This window comes from Serratia sp. BIGb0234 (assembly GCF_024809915.1).
Taxonomy (GTDB): Bacteria; Pseudomonadota; Gammaproteobacteria; order Enterobacterales; family Enterobacteriaceae; genus Serratia; species Serratia liquefaciens.
Genome location: NZ_JANUEI010000003.1, coordinates 715,826 through 734,717 on the forward strand (window position 1 = coordinate 715,826; position 18,892 = coordinate 734,717).

Annotated in this window: 15 protein-coding genes; 14 read left to right on the forward strand and 1 reads right to left on the reverse strand. The window is 54.1% G+C overall.

The genetic code is table 11. The features are described 5' to 3' along the window. From bamA to M2407_RS16135, 10 genes are all read left to right on the forward strand, one after another. A complete protein-coding gene (gene bamA / locus M2407_RS16090) occupies positions 1-2,403 on the forward strand; it encodes an outer membrane protein assembly factor BamA (RefSeq protein WP_122080076.1) in 2,403 nt (800 codons plus the stop codon). A 158-nt stretch (positions 2,404-2,561) separates the two neighbouring features. Beyond that, positions 2,562-3,059, forward strand: coding sequence for a molecular chaperone Skp (skp, locus tag M2407_RS16095; protein WP_020828357.1), 498 nt, complete (start codon positions 2,562-2,564; stop codon positions 3,057-3,059). Between the two features lie 4 nt (positions 3,060-3,063). Further along, a complete protein-coding gene (lpxD, locus tag M2407_RS16100; RefSeq protein WP_259218589.1) occupies positions 3,064-4,086 on the forward strand; it encodes a UDP-3-O-(3-hydroxymyristoyl)glucosamine N-acyltransferase in 1,023 nt (340 codons plus the stop codon). Between the two features lie 160 nt (positions 4,087-4,246). Further along, positions 4,247-4,702, forward strand: a complete 456-nt coding sequence (fabZ, locus tag M2407_RS16105) for a 3-hydroxyacyl-ACP dehydratase FabZ (protein WP_017893789.1) — start codon at positions 4,247-4,249, stop codon at positions 4,700-4,702. Between the two features lie 3 nt (positions 4,703-4,705). After that, positions 4,706-5,494, forward strand: a complete 789-nt coding sequence (lpxA, locus tag M2407_RS16110) for an acyl-ACP--UDP-N-acetylglucosamine O-acyltransferase (RefSeq protein WP_020828355.1) — start codon at positions 4,706-4,708, stop codon at positions 5,492-5,494. Between the two features lie 3 nt (positions 5,495-5,497). Next, the gene (gene lpxB / locus M2407_RS16115) at positions 5,498-6,646 is read left to right on the forward strand and encodes a lipid-A-disaccharide synthase (RefSeq protein WP_044553119.1); all 1,149 of its coding nucleotides are present in this window, start codon (positions 5,498-5,500) and stop codon (positions 6,644-6,646) included. Beyond that, positions 6,643-7,236, forward strand: a complete 594-nt coding sequence (gene rnhB / locus M2407_RS16120) for a ribonuclease HII (protein WP_259218590.1) — start codon at positions 6,643-6,645, stop codon at positions 7,234-7,236. Before lpxB ends, rnhB begins: the two co-directional genes overlap by 4 nt. An 86-nt stretch (positions 7,237-7,322) precedes the next feature. After that, positions 7,323-10,811 carry a DNA polymerase III subunit alpha gene (gene dnaE / locus M2407_RS16125; protein ID WP_020828352.1) on the forward strand — a complete coding sequence of 1,163 codons (3,489 nt, stop codon included), beginning with the start codon at positions 7,323-7,325 and terminating at the stop codon, positions 10,809-10,811. A 12-nt stretch (positions 10,812-10,823) separates the two neighbouring features. Then, the gene (accA, locus tag M2407_RS16130) at positions 10,824-11,783 is read left to right on the forward strand and encodes an acetyl-CoA carboxylase carboxyl transferase subunit alpha (protein WP_020828351.1); all 960 of its coding nucleotides are present in this window, start codon (positions 10,824-10,826) and stop codon (positions 11,781-11,783) included. A gap of 110 nt (positions 11,784-11,893) precedes the next feature. Next, positions 11,894-14,038, forward strand: coding sequence for a lysine decarboxylase LdcC (locus M2407_RS16135; RefSeq protein WP_176984333.1), 2,145 nt, complete (start codon positions 11,894-11,896; stop codon positions 14,036-14,038). On the opposite strand, the gene M2407_RS16140 is transcribed toward M2407_RS16135, so the two are convergent. Then, complete coding sequence (locus tag M2407_RS16140; protein WP_116691874.1) at positions 14,035-14,580, reverse strand: MarR family winged helix-turn-helix transcriptional regulator; 546 nt, start codon at positions 14,578-14,580, stop codon at positions 14,035-14,037. The genes M2407_RS16135 and M2407_RS16140 overlap by 4 nt on opposite strands. Before the next feature lie 149 nt (positions 14,581-14,729). Between M2407_RS16140 and M2407_RS16145 the strand changes: the two genes are divergently transcribed. From M2407_RS16145 to cadB, 4 genes are all read left to right on the forward strand, one after another. Further along, complete coding sequence (locus M2407_RS16145) at positions 14,730-14,963, forward strand: thioredoxin family protein (protein ID WP_116691866.1); 234 nt, start codon at positions 14,730-14,732, stop codon at positions 14,961-14,963. Between the two features lie 123 nt (positions 14,964-15,086). Continuing rightward, a complete protein-coding gene (locus M2407_RS16150; RefSeq protein ID WP_048759156.1) occupies positions 15,087-15,476 on the forward strand; it encodes a VOC family protein in 390 nt (129 codons plus the stop codon). Positions 15,477-15,565: 89 nt separating this feature from the next. After that, positions 15,566-17,122: a lysine decarboxylation/transport transcriptional activator CadC gene (gene cadC / locus M2407_RS16155; RefSeq protein ID WP_259218592.1), complete on the forward strand. Its 1,557-nt coding sequence runs from the start codon at positions 15,566-15,568 to the stop codon at positions 17,120-17,122. Positions 17,123-17,487: 365 nt separating this feature from the next. Further along, positions 17,488-18,837, forward strand: a complete 1,350-nt coding sequence (gene cadB, locus M2407_RS16160) for a cadaverine/lysine antiporter (RefSeq protein ID WP_020828345.1) — start codon at positions 17,488-17,490, stop codon at positions 18,835-18,837. The last annotated feature ends 55 nt before the right edge of the window (positions 18,838-18,892 follow it).

The following is an 18,892-nucleotide window of genomic DNA, read 5'->3' on the forward strand; positions in this document are numbered from 1 at the left end:
ATGGCGATGAAAAAGTTGCTCATAGCGTCGCTGCTGTTTGGCAGCGCCACCGTATACGGTGCAGACGGGTTCGTAGTGAAAGATATTCATTTCGAAGGCCTGCAGCGAGTCGCCGTCGGTGCGGCGTTACTCAACATGCCGGTTCGCGTAGGCGATACCGTCTCTGACGATGATATCAGTAATACCATCCGTGCCTTGTTTGCCACTGGCAACTTCGAGGACGTTCGCGTGCTGCGCGATGGTAATACGCTGATTGTTCAGGTTAAGGAACGCCCTACCATTGCCAGCATCACTTTCTCCGGCAACAAGTCGGTGAAGGATGACATGCTCAAGCAAAACCTGGAGGCCTCTGGCGTTCGGGTTGGCGAAGCGCTCGACCGCACCACGATATCCAGCATTGAAAAAGGGCTGGAAGACTTCTATTACAGCGTCGGTAAATACAGCGCCTCGGTGAAAGCCGTTGTCACGCCGTTGCCGCGTAACCGTGTTGACCTGAAACTGGTGTTCACGGAAGGGGTTTCCGCCAAGATTCAACAAATCAACATTGTCGGCAACCATGCCTTCACTAACGATGAGCTGATTTCACGCTTCCAACTGCGTGATGAAGTGCCGTGGTGGAACCTGGTTGGCGATCGCAAATACCAGAAACAAAAGCTGGCGGGTGACCTTGAAACCCTGCGCAGTTTCTATCTGGACCGCGGCTACGCGCGCTTTAATATCGATTCGACTCAGGTCAGCCTGACGCCGGACAAAAAAGGCATCTACATCACCATCAATATCACTGAAGGCGAGCAGTACAAGCTCACCGGCGTGATGGTTAACGGCAATCTGGCCGGTCATTCGGCGGAAGTCGCCCAGTTGACCAAGATTGAACCGGGTGAGTTGTATAACGGCAGCAAAGTGACCAAAATGGAAGACAACATCAAAACGATGTTGGGCCGTTACGGTTATGCCTACCCGCGTGTTGCTACGCAACCTGAAATCAACGACGCGGATAAAACCGTGAAGCTGCACGTAAACATTGATGCGGGTAACCGTTTCTACGTGCGTCGCATCAAGTTCGAAGGCAACGACACCAGTAAAGACTCCGTACTGCGCCGTGAAATGCGTCAGATGGAAGGTGCGTGGCTGGGCAACGCTCAGGTCGAGCAGGGTAAAGAACGTCTGAACCGTTTGGGTTATTTTGAAACGGTAGATGTGGAAACCCAGCGCGTGCCTGGCACTGCGGATCAGGTAGACGTCACTTACAAAGTGAAAGAGCGTAACACCGGTACCTTCAACTTCGGCGTCGGCTACGGCACCGAGAGCGGCGTGAGCTTCCAGGCGGGGGTCCAGCAGGACAACTGGCTGGGTACCGGTTATTCCGTCGGTATCAGCGGCACCAAGAACGACTACCAGACCTATACCGAACTGTCGGTAACCAACCCGTACTTCACCGTTGACGGTGTGAGTTTGGGTGGGCGTATCTTCTACAACGACTTTAAAGCGGATGACGCGGACCTGTCCGACTATACCAACAAGAGTTACGGCATAGACGGTACCTTGGGCTTCCCGATCAACGAAAACAACTCGTTGCGTACCGGTTTGGGTTACGTGCATAACGGCCTGTCCAACATGCAGCCGCAGGTTGCCATGTGGCGTTATCTGGACTCCATGGGTCTGGATCCGAACAAGACTGACCGTGCCAGCTACTCTGCGGATGACTTCACGCTGAACCTGGGTTGGACCTACAACAACCTGGACCGTGGTTATTTCCCAACGTCGGGTAACCGTACCACCCTGAATGGTAAAGTGACCATTCCAGGATCGGATAACGAATACTACAAACTGACGCTGGACAGCGTGCAATACGTCCCAATCAACGACGATCGCACCTGGGTGCTGTTAGGTCGTGGTCGTCTGGGTTATGCGGATGGTCTGGGCGGCAAAGAGATGCCGTTCTACGAGAACTTCTACGCCGGCGGCTCCAGCACCGTGCGTGGTTTCGGTTCGAACACCATCGGTCCAAAAGCGGCGTACTACAATTCCAACTCGTATAGCTGCAGCAATGGCGCGACGATTTGTAATTCGGACGATGCGGTCGGTGGTAACGCCATGGCCGTCGCCAGTATGGAGCTGATTACGCCAACGCCATTCATCAGCGAGAAATACGCAAACTCAGTGCGTACTTCCCTGTTCATGGATGCGGGTACCGTATGGGATACCAACTGGCAGAATTCTCAGACCAGCATGTACGATATTCCGGACTACAGTAAAGCGAGCAATATCCGCGTTTCTGCCGGTATCGCCTTGCAGTGGATGTCACCTTTGGGGCCATTGGTGTTCTCTTATGCCAACCCGATCAAGAAATACGAAGGCGACAAGTCCGAACAGTTCCAATTTAACATTGGTAAGACCTGGTAACAGGTCGAGCTTCTGGGCATAAGCAGTTATTAAGAATCGCAAATGCCAGGCGCCTGCCAAAACACAGAGATGATTCTCATTGTTTTGCGGGATAAGTCTGGCAGATTGTGTACTTCAAGTGTCATATGGCACAAATGGGTGATGGTAAGGAGTTTATAGTGAAAAAGTGGTTGTGTGCCGCAGGCCTCGGTTTAGCAATGGCTGCTTCAGCTGGCGTTCAGGCAGCAGATAAGATCGCTGTAGTTAACGTCTCCAGCATTTTCCAACAGTTGCCGGCTCGTGAAACCGTAGCTAAACAGCTGGAAAACGAGTTTAAAGGCCGTGCGGGTGAGCTTCAGAACATGGAGCGTAGCCTTCAGACCAAAATGCAACGTCTGCAGCGTGATGGCGCTACCATGAAAGCCAGCGATCGCAGCAAGCTTGAAAAAGACGTGATGGCACAGCGCGAGCAGTTCTCTCAGAAAGCCCAGGCTTTTGAGCAGGACAACCGTCGTCGCCAGATGGAAGAGCGTAACAAAATCCTGAGCCGTATTCAGGACGCTGTGAAATCTGTTGCCAGCAAAGAAGGCTATGACGTAGTGATCGATGCTAACGCCGTTGCCTACGCAGGTTCTTCTAAAGACATTACTGCTGACGTGCTGAAACAGGTTAAATAACAACATGCCTTCTATTCGACTGGCTGATTTAGCACAGCAGTTGGATGCACAATTGCACGGTGATGGCGATCTCGTCATCACCGGCATTGCTTCTATGCATTCGGCACAGGCTGGCCAAATCACGTTTTTGTCAAACAGCCGCTATCAAGAGCAGCTGGCTTCCTGCCAGGCAAGCGCAGTCGTGCTTACCGCGGCGGATTTACCACACTGCCGTTCTGCGGCGCTGGTGGTTAAAAACCCTTACCTGACCTACGCGCGCATGGCGCAACTGATGGACACCACTCCCTCTCCGGCCCAGGATATCGCCCCTAGCGCGGTTATTTCCCCTGAAGCCACCTTGGGGCAGAACGTGGCTATCGGAGCAAATGCGGTGATCGAGTCGGGCGCAGTCCTTGGCGATAACGTGGTTATCGGCCCGGGCTGTTTTATCGGCAAACGTGCACGCATTGGCGCAGGAACGCGTCTGTGGGCTAACGTAACAATTTATCATGAAGTTGAGATCGGTCAGCAATGTCTGATCCAATCGGGCACCGTGATTGGTGCTGACGGTTTCGGCTATGCCAACGAACGCGGCAACTGGATTAAAATTCCTCAGTTGGGCACGGTGATTATCGGCGATCGCGTCGAAATCGGCGCTTGCACCACCATTGACCGCGGCGCGTTGGATAACACCCAGATCGGGAATGGTGTTATCATCGACAACCAATGCCAGATTGCACATAACGTTGTGATTGGCGACAATACTGCCGTTGCCGGCGGTGTTATCATGGCGGGCAGCCTGAAAATCGGCCGCTACTGCCAGATCGGTGGAGCCAGCGTGATCAATGGTCACATGGAGATCGCCGACAAGGTTGTTGTCACCGGAATGGGAATGGTTATGCGACCAATCACCGAACCTGGGGTATACTCTTCGGGCATTCCGTTACAACCCAACAAAGTTTGGCGTAAAACCGCTGCGTTGGTGATGAATATCGATGAGATTAGCAAGCGCTTAAAAGCTGTCGAACGAAAAGTCGGAAAAGACTAATCACTACCGCCCGCCTGACTGGGTACAAAACGAAACGCGTTGGTCATGAGACCAAAAGCGCAAAGAGTTGTTAATTTGCGGCCTGCATGATGATCTCCTTTTGGGGTCAGCGCAGGCCGTGTTGTTGATGCCATCAGTTTTTAGAGACAGGAAGAGTATTTTGACTACTGACACTCATACTCTGGATATTGCAGAAATTTTAGAGTTGCTTCCTCACCGTTACCCGTTCTTGCTGGTTGATCGCGTCCTCGAGTTTGAGGAGCACAAATTCCTGCGTGCGGTGAAGAACGTATCTGTAAATGAGCCGTTTTTCCAGGGACACTTCCCTGGTAAGCCGATTTTTCCAGGCGTATTGATTCTGGAAGCCATGGCGCAGGCCACCGGTATTTTGGCGTTTAAAAGCGTCGGCAAACTGGAACCGGGCGAGCTGTATTACTTCGCCGGTATCGATGAAGCCCGCTTCAAACGCCCGGTCGTGCCTGGTGATCAGATGATCATGGAAGTCACCTTTGAGAAAACACGTCGTGGTCTGACGCGCTTTAAAGGCGTGGCAACCGTCGACGGCAAAATTGTCTGCGAAGCAACCATGATGTGTGCGCGCAGCCGGGAGGCTTAATCCGTGATCGACAAAACCGCCTTTATCCATCCTAGCGCGATTATTGAAGAAGGTGCCGTTATCGGCGCTGGCGCGCACATCGGTCCCTTCTGTTACGTCGGCTCCCAGGTGGAAATCGGCGAAGGCACGGTGCTGAAGTCCCACATTGTGGTGAATGGCCTGACCAAAATCGGTCGCGACAACCAGATCTATCAATTTGCCTCTATCGGTGAAGTGAATCAGGATCTGAAATACGCGGGCGAACCTACGCGTGTCGAGATTGGCGATCGCAATCGCATTCGCGAAAGCGTGACCATTCATCGCGGCACAGCGCAGGGCACAGGGTTGACCAAGGTAGGTAATGACAACCTGCTGATGGTTAACGTGCACGTTGCGCACGACTGTGTGGTGGGTAATTCCTGTATCTTGGCGAACAATGCTACGCTTGCCGGGCATGTGGAAATTGACGACCATGCCATTATTGGCGGCATGACGGCTATCCACCAGTTCTGCATCATCGGCACCCACGTGATGGTGGGCGGTTGTTCCGGTGTTGCCCAAGACGTGCCTCCTTTTGTCATCGCGCAGGGTAACCACGCCACGCCATTCGGCGTTAACGCCGTGGGCCTGAAGCGTCGTGGTTTCGATAAAGATCAAATGCAGGCAATCCGTAACGCCTACAAGATCCTTTATCGCAGCGAGAAAACGCTGGATGAAGCGAAAACAGAAATCGAAACCCTGGCAAAAGAGCAGCCGGTGGTGCAGCAGTTCCTGGATTTCTTTGGCCGCTCAACCCGCGGTATCATTCGCTGACCTATGCAAAATCGCCCATTGACTATCGGATTGGTCGCCGGAGAAACCTCCGGTGATATTCTTGGCGCCGGTTTGATCCGTGCGCTTAAGGCCCAAGTCCCCGACGCGCGTTTTGTTGGCGTCGCCGGCCCGCTGATGCAGGCTGAAGGCTGTGAAACCTGGTACGAAATGGAAGAGCTGGCGGTAATGGGCGTGGTCGAGGTGCTTGAGCGCCTGCCACGCCTGTTAAAGATCCGTAAGGATCTTACCCGCCGGTTCAGCGATCTGAAGCCGGACGTGTTTGTGGGTATCGACGCGCCGGACTTCAATATCACCCTGGAAGGTCGTCTGAAACAACGCGGCATTCGCACCATTCACTATGTCAGCCCGTCCGTCTGGGCCTGGCGTCAAAAGCGCGTTTTCAAAATTGGCAAAGCCACCGATCTGGTGCTGGCGTTTCTCCCTTTCGAAAAAGCGTTTTACGATCGTTTTAACGTTCCCTGCCGGTTTATCGGCCACACCATGGCTGATGCCATGCCGCTGCAGGCGGACAAATTGGCTGCGCGCGCTACGTTGGGCATCGCACCCGATGCGCGTTGTCTGGCCCTGTTGCCGGGCAGCCGAAGCGCTGAAGTTGAGATGCTGAGCGCCGATTTCCTGAAAACGGCGCAGTTGCTGCGTACCCGTTATCCCGACCTTGAGCTGGTGGTGCCGCTGGTTAACGCCAAACGACGCGAACAGTTCGAGCGGATCAAAGCTGAAGTAGCGCCAGAGCTGCGGGTTCATCTGCTGAACGGCCAAGGGCGTGAGGCGATGGTTGCCAGCGACGCGGCATTACTGGCTTCAGGTACCGCCGCACTGGAGTGCATGCTGGCCAAATGTCCGATGGTGGTGGGTTACCGCATGAAACCGTTCACCTTCTGGCTGGCGCAGCGGCTAGTGAAGACGCCGTATGTTTCGCTGCCTAACCTGTTGGCAGGCCGTGAAATCGTCACCGAACTGCTGCAGCATGACTGCGTGCCGGACAAGCTGGCGGCGGCGGTAATGCCGCTGCTGGAAGACGGCCCGCAAACTGACGAACTGAAACAGACTTTCCTGACCTTGCACCAAAGCATCCGTTGCGGTGCCGATGAACAGGCCGCTCAGGCTGTGTTGGAGCTGGCAAAAGCATGATTGAACCCTTCATCTATCCTGTCGCCACGCTAATTGCAGGCGTGGACGAAGTGGGCCGTGGCCCTTTGGTTGGCGCAGTGGTTACCGCTGCGGTGATCCTCGATCCCTCTCGGCCGATCGTTGGCCTGGCGGACTCGAAGAAGCTCAGTGAGAAGCGCCGCCTGGCGCTGTATAACGAGATCGTCGAGAAAGCGCTGTCCTGGAGCCTGGGCCGCGCTGAGCCAGAAGAAATCGACCAACTGAACATTCTGCATGCCACTATGCTGGCGATGCAGCGTGCTGTGGCCGGTTTGCATATCGCGCCGGACATGGTATTGATCGACGGTAATCGCTGCCCGAAATTGCCGATGCGTTCGCAGGCGGTCGTGAAGGGAGACAGTCGCGTGGCGGAAATTAGCGCGGCATCCATTCTGGCTAAGGTAACGCGTGACCGCGAAATGGCCGAGTTGGATCTTGTGTTCCCCGATTACGGTTTTGCGCAGCATAAGGGCTACCCGACCGCCTTCCATCTGGAGCGGCTGGCCGCTCTGGGTGCGACCGAGCATCACCGCCGCAGTTTTGCCCCGGTAAGAAGGGCGCTGGGGCTGTAATCTGCAGGCCCGGTTATCCGGGCCAGACAAGCGATAGCGTTAACCCGGGTTCAGTCCGCTGAGCCCCTAGATTCAGGTATCTGGATATGGCCGAACCTCGTTTTATTCACCTGCGCGTTCATAGCGACTACTCCATGATAGATGGATTGGCCAAGATTGGGCCGTTGGTGAAGAGAGCCGCCGCGTTAGCCATGCCTGCTTTGGCAATTACCGACTTTACCAACCTGTGTGGTCTGGTGAAGTTTTATGGCAGCGCGCACGGCGCCGGGATCAAACCGATCATCGGCGCGGATTTTCATGTGCAAAGCGAAGTGCTGGGCGATGAGCTGGCGCAGCTCACCGTGCTGGCCGCCAATAATGAAGGTTACCAAAACCTGACGTTGCTGATTTCCCGCGCTTATCAGCGTGGTTACGGTGCCGCCGGTCCGACTATTGATCGGGACTGGTTGATTGAGCACCGTGAAGGGCTGATTTTGCTCTCTGGCGCGCGCCAGGGGGACGTCGGCAAGTTTCTGCTGCGCGGCAACCAGCCGCAGGTGGAGCAGTGCCTGGAGTTCTATCAGCAATACTTCCCTGACAGCTATTACCTCGAACTGATCCGTACCGGTCGGCCGGACGAAGAAAACTATCTGCACGCCGCAGTGGCGCTGGCCACTGAACGCGGATTGCCGGTGGTGGCCACTAACGACGTGCGCTTTCTGGTCGAGGATGACTTTGACGCCCACGAAATCCGCGTCGCCATTCATGACGGCTTCACGCTGGACGATCCCAAGCGCCCACGTAACTATACGGCGCAGCAATACATGCGTAACGAAGACGAGATGTGCGAGCTGTTTGCCGACATCCCGGAAGCGTTGCTCAACAGCGTAGAGATCGCCAAGCGTTGTAACGTGACTATTCGCCTCGGCGAGTACTTCCTGCCGCAGTTCCCGACCGGTGATATGAGCACCGAGGACTTCCTGATCCTCAAGTCGAAGGAAGGGCTGGAAGACCGACTGGAGTTCCTGTTCCCAGACCCAGAGGTGCGCGCTCAACGCCGCCCTGAATACGATGAACGTCTGGATATTGAACTGAACGTGATCAACCAGATGGGCTTCCCGGGCTACTTCCTGATCGTGATGGAGTTCATCCAGTGGTCGAAGGATAACAATGTGCCGGTTGGCCCGGGGCGTGGTTCCGGTGCCGGTTCTTTAGTAGCCTATGCACTGAAAATCACAGATCTTGACCCGCTGGAATTTGACCTGCTATTCGAACGCTTCCTTAACCCTGAACGTGTTTCGATGCCCGACTTCGACGTCGATTTCTGCATGGAAAAACGCGATCTGGTGATTGAGCACGTGGCGGATATGTACGGCCGTGAGGCGGTATCGCAAATCATCACCTTCGGTACCATGGCGGCTAAAGCGGTTATCCGCGACGTGGGTCGCGTGCTGGGTCACCCCTATGGCTTCGTCGATCGCATCTCCAAACTGGTGCCGCCCGATCCGGGCATGACGCTGGAAAAAGCCTTTGCCGCCGAACCTCAACTGCCGGAAATTTACGAGGCCGATGAGGAAGTCAAAGCGCTGATCGACATGGCGCGCAAGCTGGAAGGGGTAACGCGTAACGCCGGTAAACACGCCGGGGGCGTGGTGATCGCGCCGACTAAAATCACCGACTTCGCGCCGTTGTATTGTGACGCCGAGGGGCAGCATCCTGTTACCCAGTTCGACAAGAACGACGTGGAATACGCCGGGCTGGTGAAGTTCGACTTCCTCGGCTTGCGTACCCTGACTATCATCGACTGGGCGTTGGAGATGATTAACGCCCGGCGCGCCAAAACCGGGCTGGAGCCGATTGATATCGCCGCCATCCCGCTCGAAGACAAAAAAAGCTTCGACATGCTGCAGCGTTCGGAGACCACCGCGGTCTTCCAGCTTGAATCGCGCGGCATGAAGGATTTGATCAAACGTCTGAAGCCCGACTGTTTCGAAGACATGATCGCACTGGTGGCGCTGTTCCGCCCTGGTCCTCTGCAGTCAGGCATGGTAGATAACTTTATCGACCGTAAGCACGGCCGCGAAGAAATTTCCTACCCGGATATCCAGTGGCAGCATGAGTCGCTCAAGCCGGTGCTGGAGCCGACCTACGGCATTATCCTGTATCAAGAACAGGTTATGCAGATTGCCCAGGTGCTGGCCGGGTATTCGCTGGGCGGCGCGGACATGCTGCGCCGTGCGATGGGTAAAAAGAACCCGGTTGAAATGGCCAAGCAGCGTGGCGGTTTCGAGGATGGGGCAAAAGCACGCGGCATCGACGGCGAACTGTCGGTAAAAATCTTCGATCTGGTGGAGAAATTCGCCGGTTATGGCTTCAACAAGTCGCACTCCGCCGCCTATGCACTGGTGTCCTACCAGACGCTGTGGCTGAAGGCACACTACCCGGCCGAGTTTATGGCGGCGGTAATGACCGCCGATATGGACAACACCGATAAGGTGGTGGGGCTGGTGGATGAGTGCTGGCGTATGGGGCTGAAAATCCTGCCGCCGGACATCAACAGCGGCCAGTACCATTTCCACGTTAACGATGAAGGCGAGATCGTTTACGGTATCGGCGCCATCAAAGGTGTCGGTGAAGGGCCGATTGAAGCCATTCTGGAGGCGCGTAACAGCGGTGAACAGGGCTACTTTAAAGACCTGTTCGATCTGTGCGCGCGCTCTGACATCAAAAAAATTAACCGCCGCATTCTGGAAAAGCTGATCATGTCCGGGGCGTTCGACCGCCTTGGGCCACACCGCGCCGCATTGATGAACTCTTTGCCCGATGCGTTAAAAGCGGCAGATCAGCATGCCAAAGCCGAAGCGATCGGCCAGGTGGACATGTTTGGCGTACTGGCGGAAGCGCCGGAGCAAGTGGAGCAATCCTACGCCAACGTGCCCCGCTGGCAGGAGCAGGTGGTGCTGGACGGTGAACGGGAAACGTTGGGGTTGTACCTCACCGGCCACCCAATCACCCAGTACCTGAAGGAGATCGAACGCTACGCCGGTGGCCAGCGTTTGAAAGATATGCACCCGACGGATCGGGGCAAAATGACCACCGCCGTTGGGCTGGTGATCGCCTCGCGGGTTATGGTCACCAAGCGCGGTAACCGCATCGGGATCTGTACTCTGGATGACCGCTCTGGCCGTCTGGAGGTGATGTTATTCACCGATGCGTTAGAAAAATACCAGCATTTATTGGAAAAAGACCGTATCCTGATCGCCAGTGGACAGGTCAGCTTTGATGACTTTAGCGGCGGGCTTAAAATGACCGCCCGCGAGCTAATGGATATCAGTGAAGCCCGTGAAAAATACGCTCGCGGACTTGCTATCTCGCTGACGGACAGGCAAATTGATGACCAGCTTTTGAACCGTCTCCGTCAGTCTTTGGAACCCCATCGCTCGGGGACGATTCCAGTGCATCTTTACTATCAACGGGAAGATGCGCGGGCCAAGCTGCGTTTTGGCGCAACCTGGCGCGTGACGCCCACCGACCGCTTATTGATAGATTTGCGGACTTTGGTAGGTAATGAGCAGGTGGAACTGGAATTTGACTAAAATAGGAATGCTATGAGTCTGAATTTTCTTGATTTTGAACAGCCGATTGCAGAGCTGGAAGCGAAAATTGACTCGCTGACTGCAGTCAGCCGTCAAGACGAAAAATTAGATATTAATCTGGACGAAGAGGTTCAGCGCCTTCGTGAAAAGAGCGTTGAGCTGACGCGCAAGATTTTTTCCGATCTTGGGGCCTGGCAAGTTGCCCAATTGGCACGCCACCCGCGCCGTCCTTATACCCTGGATTATATCAAACACATCTTTACCGACTTCGAAGAGCTGGCGGGTGATCGCACCTATGCCGATGACAAAGCGATTGTCGGTGGTATTGCGCGCCTGGATGGCCGTCCGGTGATGATCATCGGGCATCAGAAAGGCCGCGAGACCAAAGAGAAAATCCGCCGTAACTTCGGCATGCCGGCACCAGAAGGCTATCGCAAAGCGCTGCGCCTGATGGAAATGGCTTCTCGCTTCAAGATGCCGCTGATTACTTTCATCGACACCCCAGGCGCCTACCCGGGCGTGGGCGCGGAAGAGCGTGGCCAGTCAGAAGCGATTGCCCATAACCTGCGTGAAATGTCTCGCCTGAAAATTCCGGTGATCTGTACGGTGATCGGCGAAGGCGGTTCCGGTGGCGCATTGGCCATTGGCGTGGGCGACAAAGTGAACATGCTGCAGTACAGCACCTATTCGGTGATCTCACCGGAAGGTTGTGCTTCCATTCTGTGGAAAAGCGCCGACAAAGCGCCGATTGCCGCAGAAGCCATGGGCATTACCGCACCGCGTCTGAAAGAGCTGAAGCTGATCGACTCGGTGATCCCGGAACCGCTGGGCTCTGCTCACCGCGACGTGCCGGCGATGGCGGAAGCGCTGAAAGCGCAGCTGCTGGCCGATCTGAAAGATCTCGACGGCCTGAACACCGAAGAGCTGCTTAACCGCCGCTACCAGCGCCTGATGAACTACGGCTATTGCTGAGTGTTGTCACGCGTTGCAAGAAACCGCCTTCGGGCGGTTTTTTTTGTCTACACACCGCAGTATTTTCATGTTGTTATAGAGGTTTGGTGGTTAACTGACAGGAGCAGCCGATGAACATCATCGCGATCATGAGCCCAGCGGGCGTTTACTATAAAGACGAGCCGATCCGCGAGCTTCATACCGCACTGGCTGCGATGAACTTCCAACTGGTGTATCCCAAAAACAGCGGCGATTTGTTGAAGCTGATCGAAGCTAACGCACGCATTTGCGGCGTGATTTTCGACTGGGACGACTACAGCCTGGAGTTGTGCAGCGAGATCAACGAGCTCAACGAGTATCTGCCGCTGTATGCGTTTATCAACACGCATTCCACCTTCGACGTTAGCCTGCATGAAATGCGTATGGTGCTGTATTTCTTCGAGTACGGCCTGAATGCAGCAGATGATATTGCGCAGCGCATCCAGCAATATACCGCCGAATACATCGATACTATTACGCCGCCGCTGACCAAGGCACTGTTCAACTACGTGCATGAAGGGAAATACACCTTCTGTACCCCCGGCCATATGGCCGGTACCGCCTTTCAGAAGAGCCCGGTCGGTTGCCTGTTTTACGATTTTTTCGGTGCCAATACCCTGAAAGCCGACGTGTCGATTTCGGTCACCGAGCTGGGCTCGCTGCTGGATCACACTGGCCCTCACCTGGAGGCCGAAGAGTATATTGCGCGTACCTTTAACGCCGAGCAAAGTTATCTGGTGACCAACGGCACCTCTACCGCCAATAAAATTGTCGGCATGTATTCGGCACCGACCGGCAGCACGGTATTGATCGACCGCAACTGCCATAAGTCCCTGTGCCATCTGCTGATGATGAGCGATATCGTGCCGATTTATTTGCGCCCGCTGCGCAATGCCTACGGGATTCTTGGCGGGATCCCACAGCGTGAATTCACCCATGACAGCATTGCCGCTCGGGTGGCTGACACGGCCAACGCCAGTTGGCCAGTCCATGCGGTGATCACTAACTCGACCTACGATGGCCTGCTGTACAACACCGATTACATCAAGCAGACGCTGGACGTCCCATCAATTCATTTTGATTCCGCCTGGGTGCCCTATACCAATTTCCATCCGATTTATGACGGCAAGAGCGGCATGAGCGGTGAACGTATACCCGGTAAAGTGATCTACGAAACTCAGTCGACTCACAAACTGCTGGCGGCGTTTTCGCAGGCCTCGATGATCCACATTAAGGGTGACTATGACGAAAGTACCTTTAACGAGGCCTATATGATGCACACCACCACTTCGCCGAATTACGGCATCGTGGCGTCGATGGAGACCGCGGCGGCGATGCTGCGTGGCAATCCGGGGCGCAGGTTGATTAACCGCTCGGTGGAGCGTGCGCTGCATTTCCGTCGCGAGGTGCAGCGTTTGCGGGAAGAAAGCGATAGCTGGTTCTTCGATATCTGGCAGCCGGAAGAGATTGACGAGGCGCAGTGCTGGCCGCTAAACCCGGACGACAACTGGCACGGCTTTGGCAATACCGACCGCGATCACATGTATCTCGATCCTATCAAGGTCACCATCCTGACGCCGGGGATGAATGAGCTTGGCGCGCTGGAAGATAGCGGCATACCGGCAGCGCTGGTGGCGAAATACCTGGACGAACGCGGTATCGTGGTGGAGAAAACCGGCCCTTATAATCTGCTGTTCCTGTTCAGTATCGGCATTGATAAAACCAAGGCGATGAGCCTGCTGCGTGGCCTGACCGACTTTAAACGCGCTTACGATCTCAATCTGCGAGTGAAGAACATGCTACCGGACCTGTATGCCGAGGATCCGGATTTCTACCGTAATATGCGTATTCAGGATCTGGCCGCCGGGATCCATAGCTTGATCTGTCGGCACGATCTGCCGGGTTTGATGCAGCGGGCTTTTGATGTGTTGCCAGAAATGAAGCTGACGCCACACCAAATGTTCCAGCAGCAGGTGCGTGGCAACGTGGAAACCTGCGAGTTGGATCAACTGGTCGGCAAAGTCGCGGCGAACATGATCCTGCCTTATCCGCCAGGGGTTCCGCTGGTGATGCCGGGGGAGATGATCACCGAAGAGAGCCGAGCAGTGCTCGATTTCTTGCTGATGTTGTGTTCTATCGGCGAGCGCTATCCGGGGTTTGAAACCGATATCCACGGCGCGAAGCTGACCGAAGATGGGCGTTATCTGGTGAAAGTACTCAAAGCACCGCAGCCTTAAGCAAACTCACGGCAGATCAGGTTCACGCTGCTTGTCGGCAGCGGTTCCTGCGTCAGGCCGCAAAATGGCTGCCCGTCATGCCGCTGGTGATAGCGGCATTGATGACATTCGCCGAACAGTGCCACATTATCATCCTGTTTTTGCAACTGACGCAGCAACTGCGTCAGTAATTCCAGCAACTGTCCGCCGTCCTGCTGCATGGCATCCTGCGCCTGCTGTAAATAGGCCGGCGGGAATAGGGCATCCATCAACGAGCGCGATTTGTCGGTCAGCTTTAACCTGACGCTGCGACGGTCCTTCTCGTCTGCCGTACGGGCGATCATCCCGTTACTTTCCAACTTTTTCAACGATTGCGACACCGTACCCTTGGTCAGGCCGAGATATTCCGCCACCGCCATCGGCGTATTGGAGTAATGGTTGCAGCGTGCCAGGTAATACAAGGCGCTCAGCTGCACTGGCGGCAGGCTTTCCAGCTCTTCATGACTCCGCAGCCAGCTGCGTTGCAGGCTATTCAGTCGTTCCAGTAAATCAAACAGTGTCAACATGGGATCCTCGCTAGTGTGGCAAAATAGTATCGATTAAAAACTATATTGACAAGGCATGGTGGAGGATTTATTGTGCTATTGGTTTCGAATCGAAACTAAATGGGTGCGCAGTTCACCCACAACAGTCAGAACCAAGGAGAATTATCATGACTAAGGCCGTTTTCTATCATGCCGGTTGCCCGGTTTGCGTGAGCGCAGAGCAGCAGTTGTTAGGCCTGTTGAGCCAGGATGTGCAGGTGGACGTGGTTCATCTGGGCGAAACGCCGGCGCGTATCGCCGAAGCCGAAAAAGCCGGGGTGCAGAGCGTCCCTGCGTTAGTGGTGGATGGGCAGGTGCTGCACATTAACTACGGTGCGGCATTGGCGGATCTTAAAGCCTGATCGACCTATTGCATTGCCGATAGCTCAATAACAGCCCCGTCTTATCCAGCGGGGCTTTTTGCCGTTGACGATACCGCCGCTGCCGGATACCTTGCCTCATCAGACAGACAATGAGGCATCACAATGTTGGCATTACGTCAGGTACACCACATCGCAGTTATAGGCTCAGATTATGCAGCCAGTAAGCATTTTTACTGCGATATTCTGGGGTTCACCCTATTAGGCGAGTTTTACCGTGCGGAGCGCGATTCATGGAAAGCGGATTTGGCGCTCAACGGTCAATACACCATCGAACTGTTTTCCTTCCCGTCACCGCCGGCCCGCGTCAGTCGTCCGGAAGCCTGCGGCTTGCGTCATTTAGCTTTCAGCGTCGACGACATCGAGCAGGCCATCCAGCATTTGCAGAATGCTGGGGTGGATTGCGAACCGGTGCGTATCGATCCTTACACCCAGTCACGTTTCACTTTTTTCAGCGATCCGGATGGGTTACCTCTAGAATTATATGAGCTATGAATGCTTAATCGGGACCAGGCGGCGCAGGCGGCACCCGCATATGCTATCATCCCGCGCTTGCCGCACGCCCCTTTTGAGTTATGTTCACTATGCAAGAGCCTGTTTTTCGCGTTGGAGAATGGTTAGTTACTCCCGCAGACAACAAAATAAGCCGTGACGGGCGCCAACAGACGTTGGAGCCTCGCCTGATCGATATGCTGCAATATTTCGCCCGGCATCCGGATGTGGTGCTGAGCCGAGATGAGCTGATCGATAATGTATGGAAACGCAACATCGTCACCAATCATGTGGTGACCCAGAGTATTTCCGAGCTGCGCAAATACCTGAAAGACGGCGATACCAATAGCCCGGAATACATTATCACCGTACCCAAACGCGGCTATAAGCTGGCTGCACCGGTCATGTGGTGTGAAGGGGACGATGTGGCAACGCCTGCGGTGCCGCAGGTTGCGGTGATCATGCATGAGCCGGAAGATGGCAGCGACGGCAGCGAAGAAGACGAGGTAGCCTATGAGCCGCCCAAACCAACCAAGACAAAAACGCCGTCGGTCACCTCAACCCCCCCTTTTTATCGCCAATCAACATTCTGGGTATGGCTGGCATTTCTTGCTGCGTTGAGCGCCTGTGTGGTGTTTGTTGCCATCGCGACCTTGTCGCAGCGCATACCGGAATCCACCATGCCGGTGCTGATGAACCCCCGTGATATCGACATCCGTATTCAGGGCGGTAACAGTTGCAGCAACTGGACGCCGCAGCTCTCTTATGTAGTTGGCCTGAGTGAAGTGGTGACGGACTCGCTGAATACTTACTCGACCTTCCTGGTACATGATCAGACCAATTACAACTACACCGGACCCAGCAGTTCAGGTAAGTCTCTGACCATTGAGTTCGTCAATCAGCGCCATTATCGCGCTCAGCAGTGTTTCCTGTCGGTGCGTCTGGTGAACAACGCGGACAGCTCTATCATGTTGGATAAGCGTTACTTTGTGACCGATGACAACCAGCTGAAAATTCAGGAAGATTTCCTCAGCAGTCTGTCTACTGCTCTTAAGCAGCCCTGGCCGCCGCAGTTGCAGCAGCGCCTGACCCAGCTTTTGCCGAATTCCGGCCCGGCCTTGCAACAGTATTATCAGGCGCACCAACTCTTGATTCAGGGGGATAACGACTCATTGACCCATGCGAGTAATATGCTGGCGGATATGATAAAAATCACGCCGAATTTTATTTATCTCTCTGCAGAAAAAGCGCTGGCCGATTTATTGCGTAACTCTTATCAACCCTTTGACGGCGTACAATTGGCGCAATTGCAGGCAGAAATCACCCGTCTGAATACGCTGCCGGCGTTAAAAGAGAGCCCGATTATTCAGCAAATCCATACAATACAGGCGCTGGGGCAGGGGAATACCGATGAGGCCCACCAGGCAATCAATATAGGCATCGAATTGCAGATGTCCTGGATGAATTATGTTTTGCTGGGTAAGGTTTATGAAATGCAAGGCAATAATCACCTGGCGGCAGATTCCTATATCACCGCCTTTAATCTTCGTCCTGGAGAAAATACGCTGCATTGGATCAGTAATGCCGTTTTTCACACCTCAATTAACGCCGTCGTTCCCTATCTCAATAACTATACTCAAAGCGAATAACCTTCGATAACACCGCTGACTCAATATCTTGAGTGGCGGTGTTATTTATTGTGCCGATTTTGTTAAATTAAATAAATACATGGGTTGGTGATTTATTCTCTGTTGTTCACGTTTGTAGATGAAAAATAACACATCTATCTTGCTGTTTTTTATTGATATTTATCTTTTCTTGATGCCGTGTTTAGTTCTTTATTTGTTAATGGAAAACCTCAAGTTATCATTTGTATGATCATGACCGTAATATCACTTTATCTTTAGGACTTTACTGACGCCATTCTTTAGCATCCTGACCATCAAGTCCGGTCATTAGCAAAACTGCATAACGACCTGGACTTATAAGAAATCAAAATCAGGAGAAACTGACCATGGCTTCATCCAAGAAAATCGGGCTTATTGCCTGCACCGGTGTTGTTGCCGGTAATATGATGGGGAGCGGCATTGCATTATTACCCGCGAACCTGGCAAGTCTCGGATCTATCGCTATTTGGGGATGGGTAATATCCATTATTGGTGCGATGTCGCTGGCCTATGTATATGCTCGCCTGGCCACCAAAAATCCTCAACAGGGCGGTCCCATTGCCTACGCGGGTGAAATTTCCCCGGCGTTTGGTTTCCAAACCGGTGTGCTTTATTACCATGCGAACTGGATCGGTAATTTGGCCATCGGCATCACCGCGGTTTCTTATCTTTCTACCTTCTTCCCTGCACTGAATAATCCGGTACCGGCGGGTATTGCCTGTATTGCTATTGTTTGGGTGTTTACCTTTATTAACCTGCTGGGCGGTTCATGGGTCAGTCGTTTGACGACTATGGGCCTGGTATTGGTGCTGATCCCGGTGATTGTGACTGCGACTGCAGGCTGGCATTGGTTCGACGCGGCAACCTATCAGGCTAACTGGAATACCTCCGGTACCACTGATTTCCATGCCGTAATCAAAAGTATCCTGCTGTGCCTGTGGGCGTTTATCGGCGTGGAATCTGCCGCAGTAAGCACCGGCATGGTGAAAAACCCGAAACGTACCGTACCGCTGGCAACCATGCTGGGGACTGCGCTGGCTGGGATCATCTATGTTGCAGCAACTCAGGTTATCAGCGGTATGTATCCTGCGTCTGAGATGGCTGCTTCCGGTGCACCGTTCGCTATCAGCGCCTCTACCATCATGGGTGGCTGGGCTGCGCCAATGGTTTCTGCCTTCACCGCCTTCGCCTGCCTCACTTCACTTGGTTCCTGGATGATGCTGGTTGGTCAAGCCGGGGTACGTGCCGCCAACGACGGTAACTTCCCGAAAGTTTATGGTGAAGTCGATAAAAACGGCGTGCCGAAAAAAGGCCTGCTGCTGGCAAGCTGCAAAATGACTGCGCTGATGGTGCTGATTACGGCCATGAGCTCCGGCGGCGGTAAAGCTTCCGACCTGTTCGGCATGTTGACCGGTATCGCGGTACTGCTGACCATGCTGCCTTACTTCTACTCCTGCGTAGATCTGATCCGCTTCGAAGGTGTCAATATCCGTAACCTGCTGAGCCTGATTGCCTCGGTGCTGGGTTGTGGCTTCTGCTTCATCGCACTGATGGGTGCCGACTCGTTCGAACTGTCCGGTACCTTCATCATCAGCCTGATCATCCTGATGTTCTACGCCCGCAAAATGAATACCCGTCAGACCGCCAAAGCCAACGGTGTAGCCCTCGACGGCAACACGACGGCCAAAGCGCACTAAGCACGTACTGACCCACTTCTTAATTTAGCCCCTTGCAGTAATTGTCACTCGTGAT